Origin of the sequence: Gudongella sp. DL1XJH-153 (assembly GCF_049310905.1) — a bacterium.
Lineage (GTDB): Bacteria > Bacillota > Clostridia > Tissierellales > Tissierellaceae > Gudongella.
In genome coordinates this window covers 19,672-39,840 of sequence record NZ_JBMEMN010000020.1, presented here as the reverse complement: position 1 = coordinate 39,840, position 20,169 = coordinate 19,672, and the positions used below count along the sequence as shown (strand labels likewise).

Annotated in this window: 19 protein-coding genes and 1 riboswitch; of the genes, 1 reads left to right on the top strand and 18 read right to left on the bottom strand. The window is 37.2% G+C overall.

Going from position 1 to position 20,169, the window contains the following annotated elements; genetic code table 11:
• Positions 1 to 3 precede the first annotated feature (3 nt).
• From murD to hflX, 18 genes are all read right to left on the bottom strand, one after another.
• Positions 4 to 1,362: a UDP-N-acetylmuramoyl-L-alanine--D-glutamate ligase gene (gene murD / locus ACOEN1_RS08855; RefSeq protein ID WP_422486530.1), complete on the bottom strand. Its 1,359-nt coding sequence runs from the start codon at positions 1,360 to 1,362 to the stop codon at positions 4 to 6.
• 12 nt (positions 1,363 to 1,374) lie between these two features.
• Positions 1,375 to 2,340: a phospho-N-acetylmuramoyl-pentapeptide-transferase gene (mraY, locus tag ACOEN1_RS08850; protein WP_422486529.1), complete on the bottom strand. Its 966-nt coding sequence runs from the start codon at positions 2,338 to 2,340 to the stop codon at positions 1,375 to 1,377.
• Between the two features lie 121 nt (positions 2,341 to 2,461).
• Positions 2,462 to 4,483 (bottom strand): penicillin-binding transpeptidase domain-containing protein, encoded by a 2,022-nt coding sequence (locus ACOEN1_RS08845; protein WP_422486528.1) that lies wholly within the window; start codon positions 4,481 to 4,483, stop codon positions 2,462 to 2,464.
• An 11-nt stretch (positions 4,484 to 4,494) separates the two neighbouring features.
• Entirely contained in the window at positions 4,495 to 4,941 is a 447-nt protein-coding gene (locus ACOEN1_RS08840; protein ID WP_422486527.1) for a septum formation initiator family protein, read from the bottom strand.
• 25 nt (positions 4,942 to 4,966) lie between these two features.
• Positions 4,967 to 5,899 carry a 16S rRNA (cytosine(1402)-N(4))-methyltransferase RsmH gene (rsmH, locus tag ACOEN1_RS08835; RefSeq protein ID WP_422486526.1) on the bottom strand — a complete coding sequence of 311 codons (933 nt, stop codon included), beginning with the start codon at positions 5,897 to 5,899 and terminating at the stop codon, positions 4,967 to 4,969.
• A 38-nt stretch (positions 5,900 to 5,937) separates the two neighbouring features.
• Positions 5,938 to 6,369, bottom strand: coding sequence for a division/cell wall cluster transcriptional repressor MraZ (gene mraZ, locus ACOEN1_RS08830; RefSeq protein ID WP_422486525.1), 432 nt, complete (start codon positions 6,367 to 6,369; stop codon positions 5,938 to 5,940).
• A gap of 212 nt (positions 6,370 to 6,581) precedes the next feature.
• A complete protein-coding gene (gene lgt / locus ACOEN1_RS08825; RefSeq protein WP_422486524.1) occupies positions 6,582 to 7,325 on the bottom strand; it encodes a prolipoprotein diacylglyceryl transferase in 744 nt (247 codons plus the stop codon).
• A gap of 14 nt (positions 7,326 to 7,339) precedes the next feature.
• Positions 7,340 to 8,635 (bottom strand): EF-P 5-aminopentanol modification-associated protein YfmH, encoded by a 1,296-nt coding sequence (yfmH, locus tag ACOEN1_RS08820; RefSeq protein ID WP_422486523.1) that lies wholly within the window; start codon positions 8,633 to 8,635, stop codon positions 7,340 to 7,342.
• On the bottom strand, positions 8,616 to 9,908 hold the full coding sequence (yfmF, locus tag ACOEN1_RS08815) for an EF-P 5-aminopentanol modification-associated protein YfmF (protein ID WP_422486522.1): 1,293 nt from the start codon (positions 9,906 to 9,908) through the stop codon (positions 8,616 to 8,618). Before yfmF ends, yfmH begins: the two co-directional genes overlap by 20 nt.
• Before the next feature lie 102 nt (positions 9,909 to 10,010).
• A complete protein-coding gene (deoC, locus tag ACOEN1_RS08810) occupies positions 10,011 to 10,658 on the bottom strand; it encodes a deoxyribose-phosphate aldolase (protein WP_422486521.1) in 648 nt (215 codons plus the stop codon).
• Positions 10,659 to 10,670: 12 nt separating this feature from the next.
• The gene (gene pduL / locus ACOEN1_RS08805; protein WP_422486520.1) at positions 10,671 to 11,243 is read right to left on the bottom strand and encodes a phosphate propanoyltransferase; all 573 of its coding nucleotides are present in this window, start codon (positions 11,241 to 11,243) and stop codon (positions 10,671 to 10,673) included.
• 126 nt (positions 11,244 to 11,369) lie between these two features.
• Complete coding sequence (locus tag ACOEN1_RS08800; protein ID WP_422486519.1) at positions 11,370 to 11,915, bottom strand: folate family ECF transporter S component; 546 nt, start codon at positions 11,913 to 11,915, stop codon at positions 11,370 to 11,372.
• A 57-nt stretch (positions 11,916 to 11,972) separates the two neighbouring features.
• A riboswitch (THF riboswitch) is annotated at positions 11,973 to 12,065 on the bottom strand.
• Between the two features lie 102 nt (positions 12,066 to 12,167).
• Positions 12,168 to 12,848 (bottom strand): TIGR01906 family membrane protein, encoded by a 681-nt coding sequence (locus tag ACOEN1_RS08795; protein WP_422486518.1) that lies wholly within the window; start codon positions 12,846 to 12,848, stop codon positions 12,168 to 12,170.
• A gap of 99 nt (positions 12,849 to 12,947) precedes the next feature.
• Positions 12,948 to 13,685 (bottom strand): YebC/PmpR family DNA-binding transcriptional regulator, encoded by a 738-nt coding sequence (locus tag ACOEN1_RS08790; protein WP_422486517.1) that lies wholly within the window; start codon positions 13,683 to 13,685, stop codon positions 12,948 to 12,950.
• Positions 13,686 to 13,836: 151 nt separating this feature from the next.
• On the bottom strand, positions 13,837 to 14,553 hold the full coding sequence (gene nadE, locus ACOEN1_RS08785) for an NAD(+) synthase (RefSeq protein WP_422486516.1): 717 nt from the start codon (positions 14,551 to 14,553) through the stop codon (positions 13,837 to 13,839).
• An 87-nt stretch (positions 14,554 to 14,640) separates the two neighbouring features.
• Positions 14,641 to 15,039 carry a CoA-binding protein gene (locus ACOEN1_RS08780; protein ID WP_422486515.1) on the bottom strand — a complete coding sequence of 133 codons (399 nt, stop codon included), beginning with the start codon at positions 15,037 to 15,039 and terminating at the stop codon, positions 14,641 to 14,643.
• Positions 15,040 to 15,069: 30 nt separating this feature from the next.
• Positions 15,070 to 15,720 (bottom strand): YigZ family protein, encoded by a 651-nt coding sequence (locus tag ACOEN1_RS08775; RefSeq protein ID WP_422486514.1) that lies wholly within the window; start codon positions 15,718 to 15,720, stop codon positions 15,070 to 15,072.
• Positions 15,721 to 15,739: 19 nt separating this feature from the next.
• Positions 15,740 to 17,014, bottom strand: coding sequence for a GTPase HflX (gene hflX / locus ACOEN1_RS08770; RefSeq protein ID WP_422486513.1), 1,275 nt, complete (start codon positions 17,012 to 17,014; stop codon positions 15,740 to 15,742).
• Positions 17,015 to 17,181: 167 nt separating this feature from the next.
• Here hflX and ACOEN1_RS08765 point away from each other — a divergent pair, with 167 nt between their 5' ends.
• On the top strand, positions 17,182 to 20,139 hold the full coding sequence (locus ACOEN1_RS08765) for a penicillin-binding protein 1A (protein ID WP_422486512.1): 2,958 nt from the start codon (positions 17,182 to 17,184) through the stop codon (positions 20,137 to 20,139).
• The last annotated feature ends 30 nt before the right edge of the window (positions 20,140 to 20,169 follow it).

The following is a 20,169-nucleotide window of genomic DNA, read 5'->3' as shown; positions in this document are numbered from 1 at the left end:
ATATCACTCCGTCAAGTCTTTTACGATTCTCTTGAAATGGTTCCCTCGCTCTTCAAAATTCTGATAAAAATCCCAGCTTGCACATGCAGGTGATAGAAGTACTGCATCACCGATTTTTGCAATTGAGATAGCTTTATTTACTGCATCTTCCATATTGATTGCTTTGTAAATGACCTTGATACCAATATTTTCAGCAGCTCTTTCTATATCTTCTTTTGTTTCTCCAATAAGAACCAATGCTCGAGATTTGTTTTGTAAAGCTTTGAGGAACTTGTCGTAATTTGCTCCTTTGTTATATCCACCTGCAATAAGTACAATTGGATTGTTAATGGCCTCTATCGCTTTTGTAGTTGACTCTACATTTGTTCCCTTGGAATCGTTGTAAAAATCTACCCCATTCCACTTGCCTACATACTCAATTCTATGTTCCACTCCCTTGAAATTTCGAATTGTTGTTCTAATTGTATCATTATCGATCCCAAGAGCTTTCATAACTCCTACAACACCACATATGTTTTCAATATTATGAACTCCTGGAATTTTAATATCTTCAAGTGAAAGTATAATCTCCATTGATTCATTATTTCTATATATTATTGAACCATTATTAATGAAAACACCTTGAGCAAGCTCTTTTTTTGCACTGAACCAAATTATTGAAGCTCTTGTTTTCCCTTCAATGTTTCTTAGGTTCTCATCTTCCTTGTTTAGAACCAGGTAATCATCACCACTCTGGTTTGCGAATATCTTGAACTTGGATGCCTTATAGTTATCAAATGTCCCGTGCCAATCCAAATGATCCTCAGTTATGTTAAGAATAAGCGAAACCTTTGGCTTAAATAGATAGGTATGCTCAAGTTGAAAACTACTTAACTCAAGAACCAGATAATCTTCCTTCTGGACATTCTCCACAACTTGAAGGACTCCAGTTCCCATATTGCCTGCCAGATGTGCTCTATTCTCATTATTGTTAAGAATCTCACCAGCCAGTATTGTGGATGTAGTCTTTCCATTTGTTCCTGTTATTCCAATTATCGTTCCTTGTATCCCCAGATTATAGGCAAGTTCTATATCAGAAATAACTGGTATTCCCTTATCCATTGCAAACTTGATAACCATATTGTCAGGTGGAATACCAGGGCTTTTTACAATAAAGTCCACATCCTGAACCATGTTTATCATTTCTTCCTGGATTACTTCTACATTGATCAATTGGTTTCTTATGAGAATTTCTTTAATCTCCAATTCGGGTTTTTCATCGTATACAAAAAGTTCATTATTGTGCTCCGCAAGAAGCTTCAGTGCTGACACCCCTGTAATCCCGATACCCATAACCATTATTTTTTTGCCCTTTATAAGCATATGACACACTTCCTAACTTAGTATAAATAATCCTGCCAATGACAGTATCAAGGTAGCTGCCCAGAATACCCAGACAACTTTAATCTCTTTCCAGCCTTTTTGCTCATAATGATGATGCAAAGGCGCCATCCTAAAAAATCTTTTTCTGGTGAGCTTGAAGTACCCAACCTGAATTATTACAGATAAAGCTTCTGCAAAGAAAATCCCTCCTATTATAGGTATAAATATATAAGTCCCAGATAACAATGCTATTGCTGAAAGTGCTCCACCCAGTGCTAGAGAGCCAGTATCTCCCATAAATATTCTTGCTGGATTGTAATTGTATATTAAAAATCCCAACAATGCTCCTGTCATGGCAAATGATGAAATAGCAACTTCTGTAAATCCAAATCTATAGGAAAGCACCCCAAATGCTGTAAAAACTATTACAGATACTCCAGTTGCAAGACCATCAAGTCCATCTGTCAGGTTTACAGCATTCACTGTTCCAACGATAACTACCAGCAAAAATGGTATGGTTAAAAGTCCCAATGCCATTGTTCTTTCACCCAGTATCGGAACTACTATCTGTGGATAGGATTCCGAAAAATTCAAGTAGTAAAGTATCAGTACCATTGCAACGATAATCTGTCCTATTATCTTCTGATAGGCTCTTAGTCCAAGGTTTCTTTTTTTCACTACCTTTATATAATCATCCATATATCCCACGGCACCAAACCCAAGGGTAGAAAACATAATCATACCCATATCCATGCTTAATCCACCTGCAATCAAAGATGCTGCAATAAATCCTACCAGGAAGATCATACCTCCCATAGTTGGTGTGCCTGATTTTGCCAGGTGAGATGTAGGCCCATCCTCTCTTATGCTCTGTCCTATTTTTAATCTTTGCAGTAATGGTATTATTTTCGGCCCAAGAAATGAGCTTAATACGAATCCTGCACCTGAAGCCAGCAACAGCTGGGTTGTTTCATTCATAAACCTGCTCCTCTCAACAGTCATTCTTAGTCTATATCATTCCTATTATAGTAAAGATTGCCTCCATTTACCAGAGGTATTTATCAACTTCCGAATAAGAAAGACAACACTAGGTTGTCTTCTAATTGGAATCATTTATCTCCTCACTCGATAAAATAGGATTGTTACTACCATCCTCAAGATAAAGATCTATTATGGAACCCTTAATTACTTCTACTCCAGGAGAAGGATATTGATCCAAAACCAATGTGTTTATATTAAAATCCTCATACTCTGTGGTATATCTAAGATCAAGATCTGTAAGCATTTTTCCAGCACTGTTTATGGATAGATTTCTTACATTAGGTACAAGTACTGTCTCTTTGGTGGCCTCCAGCTCATCTTCAGTGTACTTTCTTGGAACCTCCAGATAATTCAATGTATTTTCTATGACACTGGCTGCAGCCGGCCCAGCAACAGTACCTCCGTAATATATCCCTGTTGGCTCATCTACAATGACCAAGACAGCAATTCTAGAATCATCGACAGGAGCCAATCCTCCAAATGATGATATATATTTTCCATCAACATATCTTCCATCAATGATTTTCTGAGCAGTACCAGTTTTCCCTCCTACTCTGTATCCAGGAACATATGCTCTTCGCCCCGTTCCCTCCAGAACCGTCAACTCAAGCATATCCAGTAATTCACTGGATGTATCCTCTGAAATCACCTGCCTCTTGAGTTCGGGTTCGTAGGTTTCAATAACTCTGCTATCTGAATCCAATAGACTTTTTACTATGTGTGGTGTCATAAGATTTCCACCATTACCTATTACTGAAATTGCATTTATCATTTGTATGGGAGTTACTGCTATACCATGACCATAGGATAATGTTGCAAGATTTACCTCTCTGATAGAATCAATTCCTGATGGAATTATTCCTTTTTGTTCGCCAAGAAGGTCAATCCCCGTTACTTCTCCAAAACCAAAAGCTTTTATATATTCAAGCATTTTCTCCTTTCCAAGATCCCTTGCCATATTAACAAAGGCAACGTTGCATGAATTGCTAAACGATGTAGAAAAATCCTGATCTTCGTGAGGGTCGTACCAACTTGAGCATCTTAATACAACTCCTGGAATATCTCTTATAAACCCGTTGCAGTAATAATGGGTATTAAGATTGGCTGATGCTTCTTCAAGTGCAGCTGCCGCAGTTACAATCTTGAATGTAGAACCAGGTTCGTATATATCGTTAATAGCGTAATTTCTCCATAATTCGTACCATTTTTGTTGCTGCTCCTCAAAGGAAAGAGATTCCCATTGCTTGTTCACGTTTTCGTCCAATGACATCCTGGGATTATTGGGATCATAATCTGGTTTATTAGCCATTGCAAGAACCTCTCCTGTATTAGGATCCATTACTATTATAGAGACACTTTTTGCCTGATTTTTAATCAAGGCTTCCTCTGCAGCGTCTTCAGCAAAACCCTGAATCGTTTCATCAATTGTAAGAACAACAGATGTTCCATCCTCGGGATTATAAATTTTCTCACCGCCATATGGCAGCTGCCTGTTATCTCTGTCTGTTGCCTTAACCCATACACCTGGTACTCCAGTCAGGTATTCGTCATAAACCCTTTCAATTCCATAGAGTCCATTATTGTCGATATCAGTGAATCCAAGAACATACGAGGCGAAATTACCAAATGGGTAGTACCTCTTATTGTCATCGACAATTGATACACCTTCCAGCTCAAGTTCTCTTACCATTTCGGCTTCTTCTCTCGTTATCCACTGCTTTAGTTTTACCACAGAATTTTCTTTTACAAGGTTCTCATATATTTTTGTTGAATCAATTTCTAAAATAGTTTCCAACTTCAAGGCTGTTTCTTCTGGATTCTCTACATCTGAAGGGCTTGCCCATACTGTAAATGAAGTTATGTTTACAGCCAATTTTCTACCCTTCCTGTCGTAGATAAAACCTCGATCGGATTTCAGATTAATTGCTTTAGTCCATTGCTGCATAGCGCCCCGCTTGTATTCTGAGCCTTCAATCACCTGAACTCTAATTAATCTATATCCTAAAAAAAACACGATTAAAGTTACTACAAATATAGCAAACTTTAATCGTTTTCTGGTTGATTTATTTATTCTATGCAATAAAATCCCTCCTAGTAAAGGCTGGCAAAAATACCGATTACATTTCTTACTTTATCCTGTAATGTAACCTGGTATGAATCATTGGAAATCGAATCATTGACAGTTATATATTCTATCTGACCTTCTTCGGGATAAATCATTCCCAGGCTGTTTTTTGCCTGTTCACTTATCAGTGTGGTATTTTTCAATCCTTCAAGAGTCCCTGCCAAATCCTGTTTCAATTTCTCCAATTCTGTTGCTTCATTTTCCAGACTTGTTATTTCTAATCTCATAGAAGTTATTTTAGCATATCCTTGTAGTATAAACAAAGAAGTACTTAATAAAATAATTGCAAGGGAAATATACATACGTCTATTTAGGGAGTATGACTTCTTCCGAATCGTTGTTCGGACTCTTTTCTGTTCTTTCTCACCTATGTATTCAGGGTATTGATCATACAGTACTTTTGCTGCCATCATAATATTAGCCCCCTTAACAAGTTGCCTATATTCTTTCAGCCACTCTCAGCTTCGCTGATCTACTCCTAGGATTATTGTCGAGTTCCTCTTTTCCAGGAACTATTGGTTTTCTTGTAATAATTTCAATTTCACGTTTCTTATCGCAAATACATGTTGGAAATTCAGGTGGACAGATACAATCTTTATATAGCTCCTTGAACTGTTCCTTTACTATTCTGTCTTCCAGTGAATGAAAGGTTATGATTGCAAGTCTTCCACCAGGTTTAAGGCTCTCCACCATTTCTTTTATAGCCTTTTTCAATACGTCCAGCTCTCCGTTTACTTCTATTCTAATAGCCTGAAATGTCTTCTTGGCTGGATGGTGTCCTTCCATTCTGACTTTCTTGGGAATTGCTTTTTTTATAACGGTCACAAGCTCCATTGTTGTATCAATTGGTTTTTCAGCTCTTTCGTTCACTATGAATTCTGCTATTCTCTTTCCCCACTTTTCCTCGCCATACTGAAGGAAAATCCTTGTAAGCTCTTCAGATGAGTATGTATTAACAACATCCCATGCTGAAAATTCACTGCTGGTATCCATTCTCATATCCAGAGGTGCATCTTTGTTGTATGAAAACCCTCTTTCCTCTGTATCCAGCTGATGTGATGAAACCCCTAAATCAAGAAGTATTCCATCTACCTTCTCTATTTCGAGCTCCCGTAACACCGCTTTTATATTTACATAATTTGAATGAACGAGGTGGATCTTATTTATATGATCCTTAAGTACTTCTCTGGATTTCTCCAATGCATCCATATCCTGATCTATTCCTATTAGCCTTCCGGTAGTCAGTTGCTCGACAATCTTAAGTGAGTGCCCTGCTCCTCCAAGTGTTCCGTCCACATATATTCCATCTTCCTTTATTGAGAGCCCCTTAAGAACTTCCTGCAACAATACTGATACGTGATGAAACTCCATATGAACACCCCCTGACTATATCTCAATTATTATCTCAACTAGATTCCTAATTCCGCCATTTTTTCAGCTATGCTATCATAGCTTAGACTATCATCATCATTGTAACTATCCCACTCTTCCTTGCTCCATATCTCAAGTCTAGTGGATACTCCGATTACCACTGTATCCTTTGTAAGTTTTGAGTGGTCTCGCAGATTGCCAGGAATCAATATTCTACCCTGTTTATCCAGTACACATTCCGTAGCTCCCGAGAAGAAAAATCTTACAAATGCTCTAGCATCCTTGTTTGTCATAGGTAAGCTTTTAAGCTTGTCCTCAACTATTTTCCATTCGTCTTTGGGGTAAACAAAGAGGCAGTTATCAAGGCCCTTGGTCATGACAAACTCATCTCCAAGAGGCACCCTGAATTTTGAAGGTATGATTAATCTTCCTTTTCCATCGATGGTATGTTGATATTCACCTATAAACATACTCTTCTCCACCTTTGCCGATTATTTACCACTTTCCTCCACTTCTCACCACTTTGTATTTATTTTACCCTAAACCTCGTGTTTTATCCACCATTTTAGTTAGATAAAGTGCCCTTTTGGGACTTTAGTCCCGATTCCTGGCAATAAAAGAGCCCGGAAGAATAATTTCCGGGCTTACTGCTTAGCATTAGTTTAATTTTTTTCTTAAATTACTATTCTAGATTGCCTTTCTGAGCTGCTCTTTTTCTATTATACAATAAGGCTCCCCCAACTAATATGGTCAATATGCTTATTAACTGTGCAACTCTAAAGGGTCCAAACATTAGGCTGTCTGTTCTCAAACCTTCGATGAAAAATCTAGCCACAGAATATAGAATTACATATAGCAGAAAGATTTCGCCCTCAATTTTAGACTTCTTCCTGTACCATATTAAAAACAGAAACACCATCAGGTTCCATATTGACTCGTAAAGGAATGTTGGGTGTACCTTGACCCCATCTATCATTATTCCCCAGGGAAGATCTGTGGGGCCACCATGGGCTTCCTGATTGGCAAAGTTACCCCATCTACCTATAGCTTGTCCAAGTATTAAACTCGGAGCAGCTACATCAGCAAAGGTCCAGAATTTTAGGTTCTTGATTTTTGTGAATACTATTGCTACAAGCGCACCACCGATTACCGCGCCGTGAATTGCCAGTCCGCCACCTCTGAAATTTAGAATCTGTCCAGGATTGGCACTGTAATAATCCCAGGAAAAGACAACGTAATACAGCCTTGCAAATATTATTGCCACAGGCACTGCAAAAAGGAGAAAGTCTATGAATGTTTCCTCCTTTATTCCTTTTCTGCCTGCTTCTTTTGTAGCAATCAGGGTTCCTATGAGAACGGCTATTGCTATTAGCAGTCCATACCATCGGACTTCTAGTCCGAATATTGTAAATGCTACTGGGTCCATTCTTTAACCACCTTTCAATTGTTGCCTGTTTCCAACTCAGGCCATATTATTGATATAACACTTCTGTCATCCCTGAAATGGATTTTGAATCTCTTTAGTATGTCCTCAAATGTAATTTCATTAAGAACATCCAGATAATCTATCAGCAAAAAATCCTGAAAATAAAGATCCGTTAGATTATTTGCAATGAATTCAATGGAGTTGAAACTTGTGAGGAAGGTACCAATTTCCTTTCTTTTAATTCTTAGGAATGCCTCTTCTGTAATATAGTCCTCTGGTTTACTAAACATTTCCACAATTCGATCATATACTTCCTTAGGATTATCACTTTGTCCTGCAATCAATGAATGCCCATAGGTCGTTTTTCCGGTAAAGTATGCACCAAAGCTACTGTCAACTAGACCTTCCGAGTATAACTCGTTATAAAACTCCGAGCTGTTGGTAAATAGCATATCCAGAATAATGTTTGTAATTATGTCTTTCTTTACAGAATCTCTGCCAGTCAAACCTAATTCTGTGTCTTTTATTCCGATTTGGAAAAGCGGTTTTGATGTCATCATTCTTTCTTCAATTGATTTTAAAAGAACATCATCTGGTTCATATTGCACAACTCTTTTAACTTCATCCAAAGTATCTGCATAATCTTTACCTGCTGATTTGACCGTCTTTACAATTTCATCCCTGTCAAGATCACCTACTACAAACAAGACCATATTCCCTGGATTGTAAAATGTTTTGTAAGCAGTTTCCAAGTCATCCTTGCTGATTTTATTAATACTTTCCACAGTGCCTGCAATATCTGTTCTGACTGGATGACTATAATACATTGCCTTTAGAGTATTAAAGAAAACAACCCATTTTGGATTATCCTGATACATTTGAATTTCCTGGGCAATTATTCCCTTCTCTTTTTCAACATTTTCTTCAGTGAGAAATGGGCTTTGTACAAAATTTACAAGCAGCTTTAGATTCTCATAAAAGTTGTCTGTCGAGTAAAACAGATACGAGGTCTGATTGAAATTTGTATATGCATTTACATATGCCCCCAGGGATGAAAATTTCTGGAACAAGTCTTCATCAGGTTCCTCAAATAATTTGTGCTCTAAAAAGTGAGCTATTCCTTCTGGTAGCTCCACAGGCTCACTCTCTCCAAGAGGAGTAAATATATTGTCGGTTGAACCATAGTTGGTAGTAAATATTGCATATTTCTTGGTAAAACCTTTCTTGGGAAAATAAAACAAATTAATACCATTATCTAGTTTCTGATTATAGATTTCTTCCCTTAGATTTTCATTTCTTATTCTTTTCATTTTGCACCTCTCTATTGGGACCATACATAAAGTAGATAGTATCCAGATTTACTCTACTCATGGCATCAATTACATCATTTCTGGTTACGTCCTCCAGTTGCTTAATCATTTCTTCCAGGCTTCTATCATCATTGGATATTATTTTCCCAAAAACAAATTCTGACACAAGTTGAGGATTATCAATTATTGATTCACTGGATGTTCTGATTGATTTCTTTGCTATTTCCATATCCTCTTCAGAAAAGTTGCCTTTAACCATATCCTGCAATGCTTCGTTTATAAGATCTACAGTTTTTTGATAATTATTATATTCGATTCCTGCATCAAGTAAAACTATGGACTTATGCTTAACAATACTTGATGTTACATAGTAGGCAAGACTATGCTTTTCTCTAACATTTCTAAATAGGAGCGAATTTGGTCCTCCTCCAAAGATTTCATTCCCAAGAAGCAATCCATTATATAATGAATCTTCATATCTTATCCCAGTTCTATACCCTAGAACCAGCTTACCCTGATTTACTTGCATCTTCTCTCTAACCTGATTTTTATTCTGGGACTTTTCTATGATTACTTCCCTTGGAACATAGGTTATGTTTTCCCTTTCCAGGATTTCTTTAGGCATAAGTTCTTCCAGATTCATCTTGTTATCATGCCCTGTATATACTATCTCAATCTGACTTGTCAGAAGAATGTTTCGATAATGATCATAGAGTATATTTTCATCTATTCCATCAACATCTTCTACATATCCATTGGGATAAATGCTAAACTTCTCACCTTTGCACATTTCTTCTATGCATCTATTGATTGAATAGCTCCTTTTGTCATTAATTTTGTTGTTAATTCTTGTTTTTAAATTCTTCTTTTCCTGTTCTATATAGTTTTTGGAGAATACACCTTCCTCAGTATATGGGTCGAAAAGAACTTCCTTGACCATTTGAAGAACATCCTTATCAAGTCCTTCTTCTCCAGTGTATCTTCCATCAGCCCATTCCATTGAAATTTTTATAATCTGTCTCTCTCCTCTTCTTGAAGAGTTGATTTTTAGATTAGCTCCAAAAAGGTTTTCAAGTTTTCTTTCCATCCTAAGCGTACTTGGGTAGTTCTTTGTCCCTCTATTAAGCACTGTTGGCAACAAAGAATTCAATGTAACTTCTTCCCTATCCAGTGGTCTTATGATATAAACCCCAAGATAGTTGGACTTGAATTTATCTGTATAAGTTGAATTTATATGCACTCCGTTACCAATTTTTTTTCTCTGGGATTCCATTTCTACAATCCCTCCTTTCTATATTGTACAAGTCATTTATTACCCAATCACTAAAACTCTTAATTATTTTATCAAAAAAATAAAGGGTCAGACCCTTTATTTTTATCCTTTAACAATTTCTACTCCTGAACTTGTTCCTATTCTTGTGGCGCCTGCTTCCATCATTGCAACTGCTTGTTGATGATTCTTTACTCCACCAGATGCTTTGACTCCCAGTTTTTCACCTACAATTGACTTCATTAGTCTTACGTCATCAAGGGTTGCTCCACCTGTACTGAACCCAGTTGACGTCTTTACAAAATTAGCTCCTGCTTCCATTGCCAACTCACAAGCTTTCCTTTTTTCTTCATCTGTTAAAAGTGCAGTTTCAATTATGACTTTTACAAGTGCCTTGTTTTCGGAAGCTACAACGACTGCCTCAATATCTTCCTTTACCAGACTGTAATTTCCATCCTTAAGTGCTCCAATATTAATAACCATATCTACTTCGTGGGCCCCCATGGCTATTGCATCCTTTGTTTCAAATGCTTTAGTCTGAGGTGTGTTTGCTCCCAGCGGAAAACCTATAACAGTTGCCACTCTTACTTCTGAGTCCTTAAGAAGCTCACTGCAATATTTTACATGAATCGGATTCACACAAACAGCCTTAAACTTATTCGTCTTAGCTTCTTCACACAATACCTTTATTGAATCCTTGGAAGTATCTGCCTTTAATGCAGTGTGATCAATAATGCCTGCCAAATCAATCATAGTTAGTCACCCCTAAATAATAATATCCACCATATCTCCGTTTCTTATTCCTGCAGCATTACCTTCTTCAATATCTACATGCATTTCCAATGCATAGTTTGGATTTACTCTTACAAGGACATTGTCAAATACCAGACCTCTTGGCCCAGGAATTTTAATGCTAACAATTTCTCCATCCTTTACACCAAATTCCTCACCATCTGTCGTATGCATATGAATATGTCTTGCGGCAACAATAATCCCTTTGTCAATCTCCACTTCACCCTTCGGCCCAACTATTTTAGCCCCTGGTGTTTCTGCTACATCACCTGAATTTCTTACCACTGGAGCGACGCCAAGTGTAAAAGCATCTGTGATGGATACTTCTAGTTGTGTATCGGGTCTTACAGGGCCAAGTATTCTTACTCCCTTGATTGTCTTCTTGGGACCGACAACATCTACCTTTTCCTCGCAGGCATACTGTCCAGGTTGAGACAAGTCCTTCATTTTCGTAAGCTCATATCCTTCTCCAAATAGTGTATCAAGATCCTCCTGGCTTATATGAATATGTCTGTTTGATAATGCAATTGGTAATGTTTTCTTCATCGTAACCCTCCTATTATTTATTCATATACTCATTATACTCTTTTTACCATGGTTTTTCAAAGAGATTGTCAAATAAATGTTAAGTCTAAAAAGCACTCCTCTAGCATTAAGTAGTGCCATTTTTTGCTAAATGAAATTTCTCATATACTTCATTAGATATTTAATGACAATAGTGTTCAATGGTATGCTTATTAGCGCTGCCAGAACCCTTGTTGGGAGAAGGATGATAAACCCTTTTCCAAATAGTGTTGAAAGCCAATAAGTATTAAGTCCCAATGAAACTATTACTGATACCAGCAAAACAGCTACAAATATATTCTTGTAGGAATATATTTTATCGTAGTTCTTTTCTCTTTTAAGCCTAAAGAATACCAGGCCAGGAATTACTCCCCAAAGTATTGAACTTAATGTGAATCCCGGATGGTATGGCCCCTGAGGATTAATCAGAAATCCAATTATATCCGCCGCAAATCCTGTAAGTCCTCCTACCAGTGGCCCATACATCATTCCTGAAAGCATCAGCGGTAAATCTCCAAAACTGATCCTTAAAGCTGAAACACCTGCAAGTGGTACCATGATGTAGGCAAATCTGGTCATAACAATTGATATTGCAACCAGAAAACCAGCCTTTACCATGATTCTAACACTTATTTTCCCCTCTTTTCTTTTCATTTGAATCCCCTTTCTTTAACTGACAGCTACTGCCAATTAAAGAAGGTACCCTTAATTGTCAGCGGATGCGGTAAAGAATCGCAGAAATCTTCTTTCGTCAACGGGCAACTTCCCATCCCGAGGCACTTAACGCTCTTTACCTACTCTGTCATACATAACAATTTAATTTCATATTATACATGATAGAAACAAATTTGTAAACAAACCTTGGATTTAGAAAAGCTTGTTAACTCATCCTATAAGTCATGTTAATCAATATCTTTTTTTGCTTTTAAATCTACCTATGGTGTATTTACCCTTCTTGTAGAAAATATATCCAATAAGTTGTGCTATGGAGAGATACTTAATGAAGCTTATCCCAATATTGCCTGCAATATTTATGAAAAATGGCTCAGGTAGAATCTGGATCAACAAGTCTGTCCTCGGATTCAATATCCAAAGGTCATTATCAAAGAATATTTCATGAAAAACAGTAAAATACCTTGTGAAATCAGTTAAGACAAGAATCACCATGACAATAAGAAGCAAATGATTTGCAAAGAGCCCAATGGACATCCATTTGCCCATAAAGCCTGCCATCTCTTTTGAAAGAAACCAAAAAACCACTGCCAAGGCAAATAATGCAGATGCCAGTTTTAGAACTCTCGACAGCTCATATAACTGAAGGACATCCTCCATATGTTGAATTTCCCTTTCATTAAAGTGTCTATCCAAGGCACTATCATCGGACCCCTTGAGATAAGTAATAATGTCTTTCGAAACTACCTCCAATTCTTCAGGTGTTTTTCCTGTAACATCATATACTCCATTTTCCTCATAGGAATCCATGTAGTAATCCAGGTCGTAAGTATTTTCTTCGATTGCCATTACAAGCGCTATAATTGATACAGAAACCACTAGTACAACAATAAGTGCAATGTTAAAAGTTCTCAATCCATCACCTCTTCTAAAAAAATCTGATGGAATAATGGGATTTCTGTCCTCTTTTCCACCAGACTATTTTAATTGATATTTGCAAAACAATTATTTAAATTACATTTCTTCAGGCATCTCCCAATTATGGTAAACTTCCTGAACATCATCATTGTCTTCAAGCATATCTATGAGTTTCTCCATATTCTTTATGTCTTTTTCATCTTGAAGTGATACCATATTCTGAGGTAAATAAGTAAGCTCCGCTACAGCAAAGCTGTATTCAGATTTCTGTAATCCATCTCTGACTGTGTTAAAGTCAGTAGGTTCCATGATTATTTCAAATCCATTTTCATCTGCCTCGAAATCCTCTGCTCCCAATTCTATTGCAAGCATGGTTAATTCATCCTCATCTATTGAATCTTCTTTTTCAATTGCAATTAAACCTTTTCTGTCGAACATAAATGATACTGATCCACTTTGTCCCAGATTCCCACCGTATTTATCAAATGCATGCCTGACATCTGAAGCTGTTCTATTTCTGTTGTCAGTTAAACAATTCACTATTAGTGCTGTTCCTGATGGTCCATATCCTTCATAGATGATTTCTTCGAAACTGTCAGAACCCAATTCACCAGTTCCCTTTTTGATAGCTCTTTCAATATTATCGTTTGGCATGTTTTCAGCTTTCGCTTTATCAATAGCTGCTTTCAATGACGGATTATAATCAGGGTCTCCCCCACCTTCTTTGGCTGCCACCATAATATATCTTCCCAGTTTGGTAAATACCTTGCCTCTTTTGGCATCTTCCTTACCTTTTCTGTTCTTAATGTTATTCCATTTGGAATGTCCTGCCATAGTTAAACATCTCCTTCCATTAACTTATTTATTTTAGCATATGCTAAAATAAATTTCACTAACTTTTTTTAATACGAAAAGGAAAGTTCAACTCTTTTTGATCAAGAACTTTCCTTTTATGGGTATCAAGAAAAGCTACATTAATGCATCGTTAGATGCTTTTTTTATAGGCAGGGGGATAGTTTCTTTTATGTTCACTGATTTTATTCATGTGATCAATTTTTTTTACCGAATCTTCAGGACCCTCACCAGTTCTTATATAATTATCAAGAACCTTATAAGTAAATCCCATCTCCTTTTCATCAGTCTGGTTCTCCCACAACCCTGCGCTCGGTGGTTTCTCAATTATTTCTGAAGGTATCTCCAGAAGCCTGGCAAGTTCAAATATTTCTTCTTTGACAAAATCGGCAAGTGGTAACAAATCAACCCCGCTATCACCATGTTTTGTAAAATAACCAACATGAAGCTCCGATTTATTGCTTGTTCCACAAACCAAATATCCCATTTCCTGTGCAAAATAATATAAAGTCATCATTCTGAGTCTTGGTTTGATATTTGCATTGGCTAATGGATTCTCTCCTTCAAAAGGAAGTGCTTTGAGAAAAGAATCATAGACTTGAGAAAGATCGATGCTGGTAATGTCAATATCCAAATCTCTTGCGATAATCAATGCATCAGATTCATCTTTAGGATTGCTATAAATTGGCATAATAACTCCCATTGAATCTTGTGGAAATGCTTTTTTTGCCAGTCCTGCCGCTACCGCAGAGTCAATCCCTCCACTTAATCCAAATACAACTCCTTTTGCATTTGCTTCCTCAACTTTTTCCTGAAGCCAGGTTACAATATTATCCAACTCCATTTTCATATCTTTCACTTTATCAACTCCTCCTTAATAATTGTATATAATATTCCAAATATTAATTATAAAGGAAAATAGACCATCCCTGGTCTATTACTCAGCTTTCAGTGTTGCGTAAACACAATCATCCAAAAGGTATCTGAGGTCCAATTCCTCCGCTTTTGCTACAACTTCATCATTGTAGGTCCCCGGTTGAAAGAAAATCATTTCTATTCCAGCTTCTTTTGCTTCATCCAGGACACCAATGCTGATCTTTGGTGGTACTACCATATCAAGTACATCAACTTTTTCAGGCAATGATGCCAGGGACTTATAAATCTTATCACCCTCAAGTTCATCGTAATTCGGGCTTATTCCATATGTTGTATACCCATTTTCCTTTAGGATCTTCCATATTTTATAGCCGTACTTTTCCTTCTTACCTGATACTCCAACAACAACCCATTTCTTGGATTCCATCATTTCATTCTTCAATTCTTTGTCTGATGTCATAATAATCACCTCGCTATAATTTATACCCTTCTATTCTCTCCATCTCACACCATCTTTTTCAGGAAGAAACTTTTCTTCAATAATTCTGTATTTAATGTCACCACTGGTCATATCCATCATATCTGAAACAAATCTGTCATAAAGGTTCTTTTTGACAAATATCTCCATTGTAACGTCATCTCTAAATTCAACTTTTTCAGGTGTATATCCATTTTCGATAAAATAGTTTTCAATTTTTCCATAAGCTGTGTATTGAAGTTTCAGTGATACCAGATTGAACTCACTCATTATTACAATAATTGATGACTCTATGGCAATTTTTGCTCCTTTTGTGTAGGCTCTTATAAGTCCACCTCCACCAAGCTTCACACCTCCGAAATATCTCGTAATTACTAATGCTGCATTTCTTATTTCCTCTTTTTTTAAAACTTCAAGCGCAGGTATTCCTGCTGTACCTGATGGTTCTCCGTCGTCGTTGAATCTCTGAATAATAGAATTTTCCCCCAACACATATGCAGAAACATTGTGGGTAGCATCTTTATGCTTGATTTTAATCTCTTCAATAAAACTCAAGGCTTCTTCCTCTGTATATACAGGAGAAGCATACCCAATAAATCTTGACTTATTTACAATGAACTCGTCTACACCTCTACTTGCAATTGTTTTGTAGCTATGACTCATATATTTGACTTCCCTTCAATTATTTCACAATATATTGGTTGTACTTCTGAAAATCAATATGATTGATGGTCAACACAAAAATTGTCCCCTCTTCGGTGTATTCAATTTCATCCACCTGATACTGATTCATAAAATAACTTGAAACTGATTGTTTTTCAAATGGTATAAGCATCCTTACTTTCCTATATTCCATTGGCAGGGTCTCTTGAATCAGTTTCTTCAATTCCTCTACGCCTGTACCCTTTTTGGCAGATATATAAATTGGATTATCCGTATCTCTTCCTGATGTATTGACCTTATATATATCCAATTTATCAATTTTGTTAAAAACCGTTATAATTGGTTTGTCCACAGTTTCAAGATCTTTTAAAAGATCCATGGTTGTATTTATCTGAATATCCAAATCCTTGTTTGATGCATCAACAACATGTAAAAGCAGATCGGCATATTCAACTTCCTCAAGTGTCCCTTTAAACGCCTCCACCAACTTTGTAGGAAGCTTTGATACAAAACCTACTGTGTCTGCAAGAAGATAATCCTGACCGTTGGGTAGCTTCCCAATCCTGTGAGCTGTATCCAAGCTGGCAAAGAGCATATCTTCAACGTAAACCTTCTTGTTATCACCCGTACCATCCTTCTCAGACATCAATTCATTCATCAAGGTTGATTTGCCTGCATTGGTATATCCAACCAGAGCAACCATAGGCATCTGGGATGATATTCTTTTTTTTCTTTTTACATCTCGTACTCCTTCAATATCCTTAAGCTGTTTTTCGATATTATTGATTTCCCTTAGTATATGTCTACGATCGGTTTCAAGTTTCTGCTCCCCAGGTCCCCTTGTTCCTATTCCGGCACCTTCTCTGGAAAGATAATCACTAAAACCTACAAGCCTAGGCAACCTGTACTTAAGTTGGGCAAGTTTAACCTGAAGCTTGCCTTCCTTTGATACAGCCCTTAGTGCAAAAATATCTAGTATTAAAGTTGTCCTGTCAATCACTTTTCTGTCAATAATCTCTTCTAGATTCCTCAATTGTGCGCCTGATAGCTCATCATTGAAAATTACAGTATCTATTTCAAGATCTTCACAGTATTCTTGAATTTCCTTGGCTTTACCTGTCCCTATAAAATAAGCTGCATTGATTTTATCTTTCTTTTGAATTATTCGAGCAAGGACTTCTCCCCCCGCTGCTTTTACAAGTTCTTCCAATTCATCGAGAGAATCGTCAATATCTATTTTGTCTCTATCCAATTCAATTCCAACAAGCAAAACTTTTTCTTTATTCTCTTCCATAACATCACTCTCCCATCCGGATGCTTACAGTATAACACTTTTGGAGCTTATAGGCCAGTTGAAACCGCTATTCCGTAATACTATTGTAACCTTACTTTGCTTAACAAAAAAATTGTTCTGTGGTATAATATGTTATGTTTTTGTAATCAAAATATAGGAGGTCAATAATGTCCACTGAGAATAAAAGAAAAAGAAAACAAAATAAATTTACCATAGGAAAAGCCATAAAAATATTACTGGTTATGATAATTATTGCAGGTATTATGGCAGGAGGAGCAGTAGGTGCCGCAGTGGTTTCGATTTTAGATGAAGCGCCTGAAATTGATCCAACTACAATTGTAACATCACTTGCTGAAACATCCAGTATTTATGATTTAAACGGTAATCTGATCGAAAAGATTCAGGCTGAGGAACTTAGAACCGTTGTAAGTATAAAGGAAATGCCTCAGCATCTTGTTGATGCCTTTATTGCAATAGAAGATCATAGATTTGAAGAGCATCCAGGCGTGGATATCGAAGGAATTATGGGAGCATTGGTGGACAACCTAAGATCAGGTGGTCTAAGAGGTGCAAGTACAATAACCCAGCAGCTGGTCAAGAATGTTTACTTAAGTAATGAAGTCAAGCTGACAAGGAAAATCACGGAAGCATATCTGGCACTTAAAGTTGAAACAATTCTATCCAAAGACCAGATTCTTGAGGCCTACTTGAACAGGAACTATTTCGGCCAAAATGCTTATGGTGTTCAGGAAGCTTCAAGGACATACTTTTCAAAAAATGTTCAGGATCTTACTATTGCTGAGTCCGCCCTATTGGCAGGGGTAGTAAAAAGCACAACTCAGTTCCAACCCTACTATCGGGTAAAGCCAGGTGACTTTGATCCTGAAATACATTATGAGGTTGGACAATTGGATGTCTTGGGTGAAACATTTATTGCAGTTTTTAACGAAGACTCAATTAATAGACAAAGACTCGTATTGGACAAAATGCTGGAACAAGAAAAGATAACTGAAAGTCAGTACCAAGAAGCCATTGCACAGGATATAAAATCCAGTCTAAATCCAGAAGAAAAGAAACCACAGGATATTACATCGTATTTTGCAGACTATGTTAAAACTCAGGTAGTTGAGGCCTTAGTCGATAAAAAAGGATATACAAGAGAACAAGCAGAAATCGAGCTCTTTACCGGTGGTCTTACAATATATGCAACCATTGATATGGAGATGCAAAAGCAGCTTGAGAACATCTACACAAATTTTGTTGAGATCCTAGTTGGCAATACAGATGGAATCAGGGGACCAGTCCTTGTTGACTGGAGAATCAACAGTGCCGGAAATGTGATTGACGACAAAAATGAGATTGTTTACTTCAGCAAGGATTCTCTAATGACTGAGGATAATTCTCTGATACTACAAGAAAATGAGTATCAACTTGAAAATGGTAATCTAATAATTAATACAAATAAAATCAACTTCTATCCCACTCACTTTGATATAGTTGACTATTATACAATTGATGACAAAAAAAATCTGGTATCCCATAGCGTTGGTTCAATTGTAATACCAGAAGGACAATTCAGTGTTGCAGAAGGAGTACTGACTATTGATAAAAGCTATCTTGACAACAATCCTGAATTCTATCAAAGTCAAGATGGAAGAATTACAATCAGTAACAGATATTTTTATGTTCACGAGGAAGGCGTTGTACAACCACAGTCAGCAACAGTGGTTCTGGATTACAAAACCGGTCACATCAAAGCTCTTGTTGGCGGCAGGGATATTGATGGTTCCAGAATTCTAAACCGTGCAACTGCTTCAGCAAGACAGCCAGGATCTGCAATAAAACCTGTATCCACTTACTGGCCTGCACTTGCAAGTGGCATGACGGCTGCAACAGCCATTGATGATATCCCTTTTTATGACGGAAATGGAACTCTCTGGCCAAAGAACTGGTACAATGGATACCGAGGTATCCATACCTTGAGAAGATCAGTTGAACAATCAGTAAATGTAAACGCTGTTAAAACTGTACAGAATATCGGTGTGGCAACTTCTATTTCATATCTTGAAAAAATGGGAATAATAAACAAAGATCATCCAGAACGTGATAATTTTGTTACGAGCATGGAAAATAGAGCTACAAATGATGAAAATCTTTCAGCATTGGGTCTTGGAGGTATGACAAACGGATTAAGCCCGCTTGAACTAACGGCAGCATATGGTGCTATTGCAAATGACGGTGTGTTTATAGAGCCGGTATCTTTTTCAAAGATTCTTGACAAGAATGGTAATGTGTTGCTGGACAATACACCTGAAGAAACAATAGTCACATCGCCCCAGGTTGCATATATTATGGGTGATATTCTTAGAACAACTGTTTCAAGCGGTATAGCAGGAAGGGCAAGAATGTCAAACATGGCCGTATCTGGTAAAACCGGTACTACACAGAATCAGGCTGATATTTGGTTTGTTGGATACACACCCTATTATGTTTCAGGTACATGGATCGGGAATGACTCCCCAAGAGTCACCCTATCTAGAAACAGCAGTACTGCAGCCCAGCTTTGGCAGTACATTAACAATACAATACACGAAGGTCTTGAAAGTAAAACCAGTTTTGATAGACCAGATGGAATTGTGTCTGCAAGTATCTGTACACAGTCAGGACTACTTGCTACCAACCTTTGTTCAAATGATCCGCGAGGTGTAGTAAGAACTGAGATTTTTGCTAGCGGAACAGTTCCTAAGGCTTATTGTGACATGCATGTTGAAGTCAAGATAGATGTTACGAACGGGAAGATTGCAAATGAATACTGTCCTGATGAAAATGTTGCAACTAGAGTGTTTATAGAAAGAAGTCCATTATATAATCCAGATGATCATAACGGAATAGTTCCTAGTGATTATAATTACCAGGTTCCTACTGAAGTATGTGATGATCACAATGAAAATACTGTAATTGAAAACCCCGTACTTGACTGGCTAAACGAATGGTTTGAGAACAACGAAGGAGAAACTCCTCCTGAGGAGATGCCACCTTCCACTGAACTTGATGATGACCCAGATAACAATGGTAACGGCAATGGAAATGGTAATAGTGATCAGGACGACACAGAGAATGAATAAAAAAATGCTTGAAATCTTATGATTTCAAGC

Bases quoted from the DNA above. Each gene is read 5' to 3' on its own strand.
- rsmH (WP_422486526.1), bottom strand. From the start codon at position 5,899: ATGGAGTTTCATCACGTATCAGTATTGTTGCAGGAAGTTCTTAAGGGG.
- ACOEN1_RS08765 (WP_422486512.1), top strand. From the start codon at position 17,182: ATGTCCACTGAGAATAAAAGAAAAAGAAAACAAAATAAATTTACCATA.
- lgt (WP_422486524.1), bottom strand. From the start codon at position 7,325: ATGGACCCAGTAGCATTTACAATATTCGGACTAGAAGTCCGATGGTAT.
- hflX (WP_422486513.1), bottom strand. From the start codon at position 17,014: ATGGAAGAGAATAAAGAAAAAGTTTTGCTTGTTGGAATTGAATTGGAT.
- ACOEN1_RS08840 (WP_422486527.1), bottom strand. From the start codon at position 4,941: ATGATGGCAGCAAAAGTACTGTATGATCAATACCCTGAATACATAGGT.
- yfmH (WP_422486523.1), bottom strand. From the start codon at position 8,635: ATGAAAAGAATAAGAAATGAAAATCTAAGGGAAGAAATCTATAATCAG.
- pduL (WP_422486520.1), bottom strand. From the start codon at position 11,243: ATGAAGAAAACATTACCAATTGCATTATCAAACAGACATATTCATATA.
- deoC (WP_422486521.1), bottom strand. From the start codon at position 10,658: ATGATTGATTTGGCAGGCATTATTGATCACACTGCATTAAAGGCAGAT.
- ACOEN1_RS08790 (WP_422486517.1), bottom strand. From the start codon at position 13,685: ATGGCAGGACATTCCAAATGGAATAACATTAAGAACAGAAAAGGTAAG.
- ACOEN1_RS08800 (WP_422486519.1), bottom strand. From the start codon at position 11,915: ATGAAAAGAAAAGAGGGGAAAATAAGTGTTAGAATCATGGTAAAGGCT.
- ACOEN1_RS08775 (WP_422486514.1), bottom strand. From the start codon at position 15,720: ATGAGTCATAGCTACAAAACAATTGCAAGTAGAGGTGTAGACGAGTTC.
- murD (WP_422486530.1), bottom strand. From the start codon at position 1,362: ATGCTTATAAAGGGCAAAAAAATAATGGTTATGGGTATCGGGATTACA.
- nadE (WP_422486516.1), bottom strand. From the start codon at position 14,553: ATGAAAATGGAGTTGGATAATATTGTAACCTGGCTTCAGGAAAAAGTT.
- ACOEN1_RS08780 (WP_422486515.1), bottom strand. From the start codon at position 15,039: ATGACATCAGACAAAGAATTGAAGAATGAAATGATGGAATCCAAGAAA.
- mraY (WP_422486529.1), bottom strand. From the start codon at position 2,340: ATGAATGAAACAACCCAGCTGTTGCTGGCTTCAGGTGCAGGATTCGTA.
- mraZ (WP_422486525.1), bottom strand. From the start codon at position 6,369: ATGTTTATAGGTGAATATCAACATACCATCGATGGAAAAGGAAGATTA.
- yfmF (WP_422486522.1), bottom strand. From the start codon at position 9,908: ATGGAATCCCAGAGAAAAAAAATTGGTAACGGAGTGCATATAAATTCA.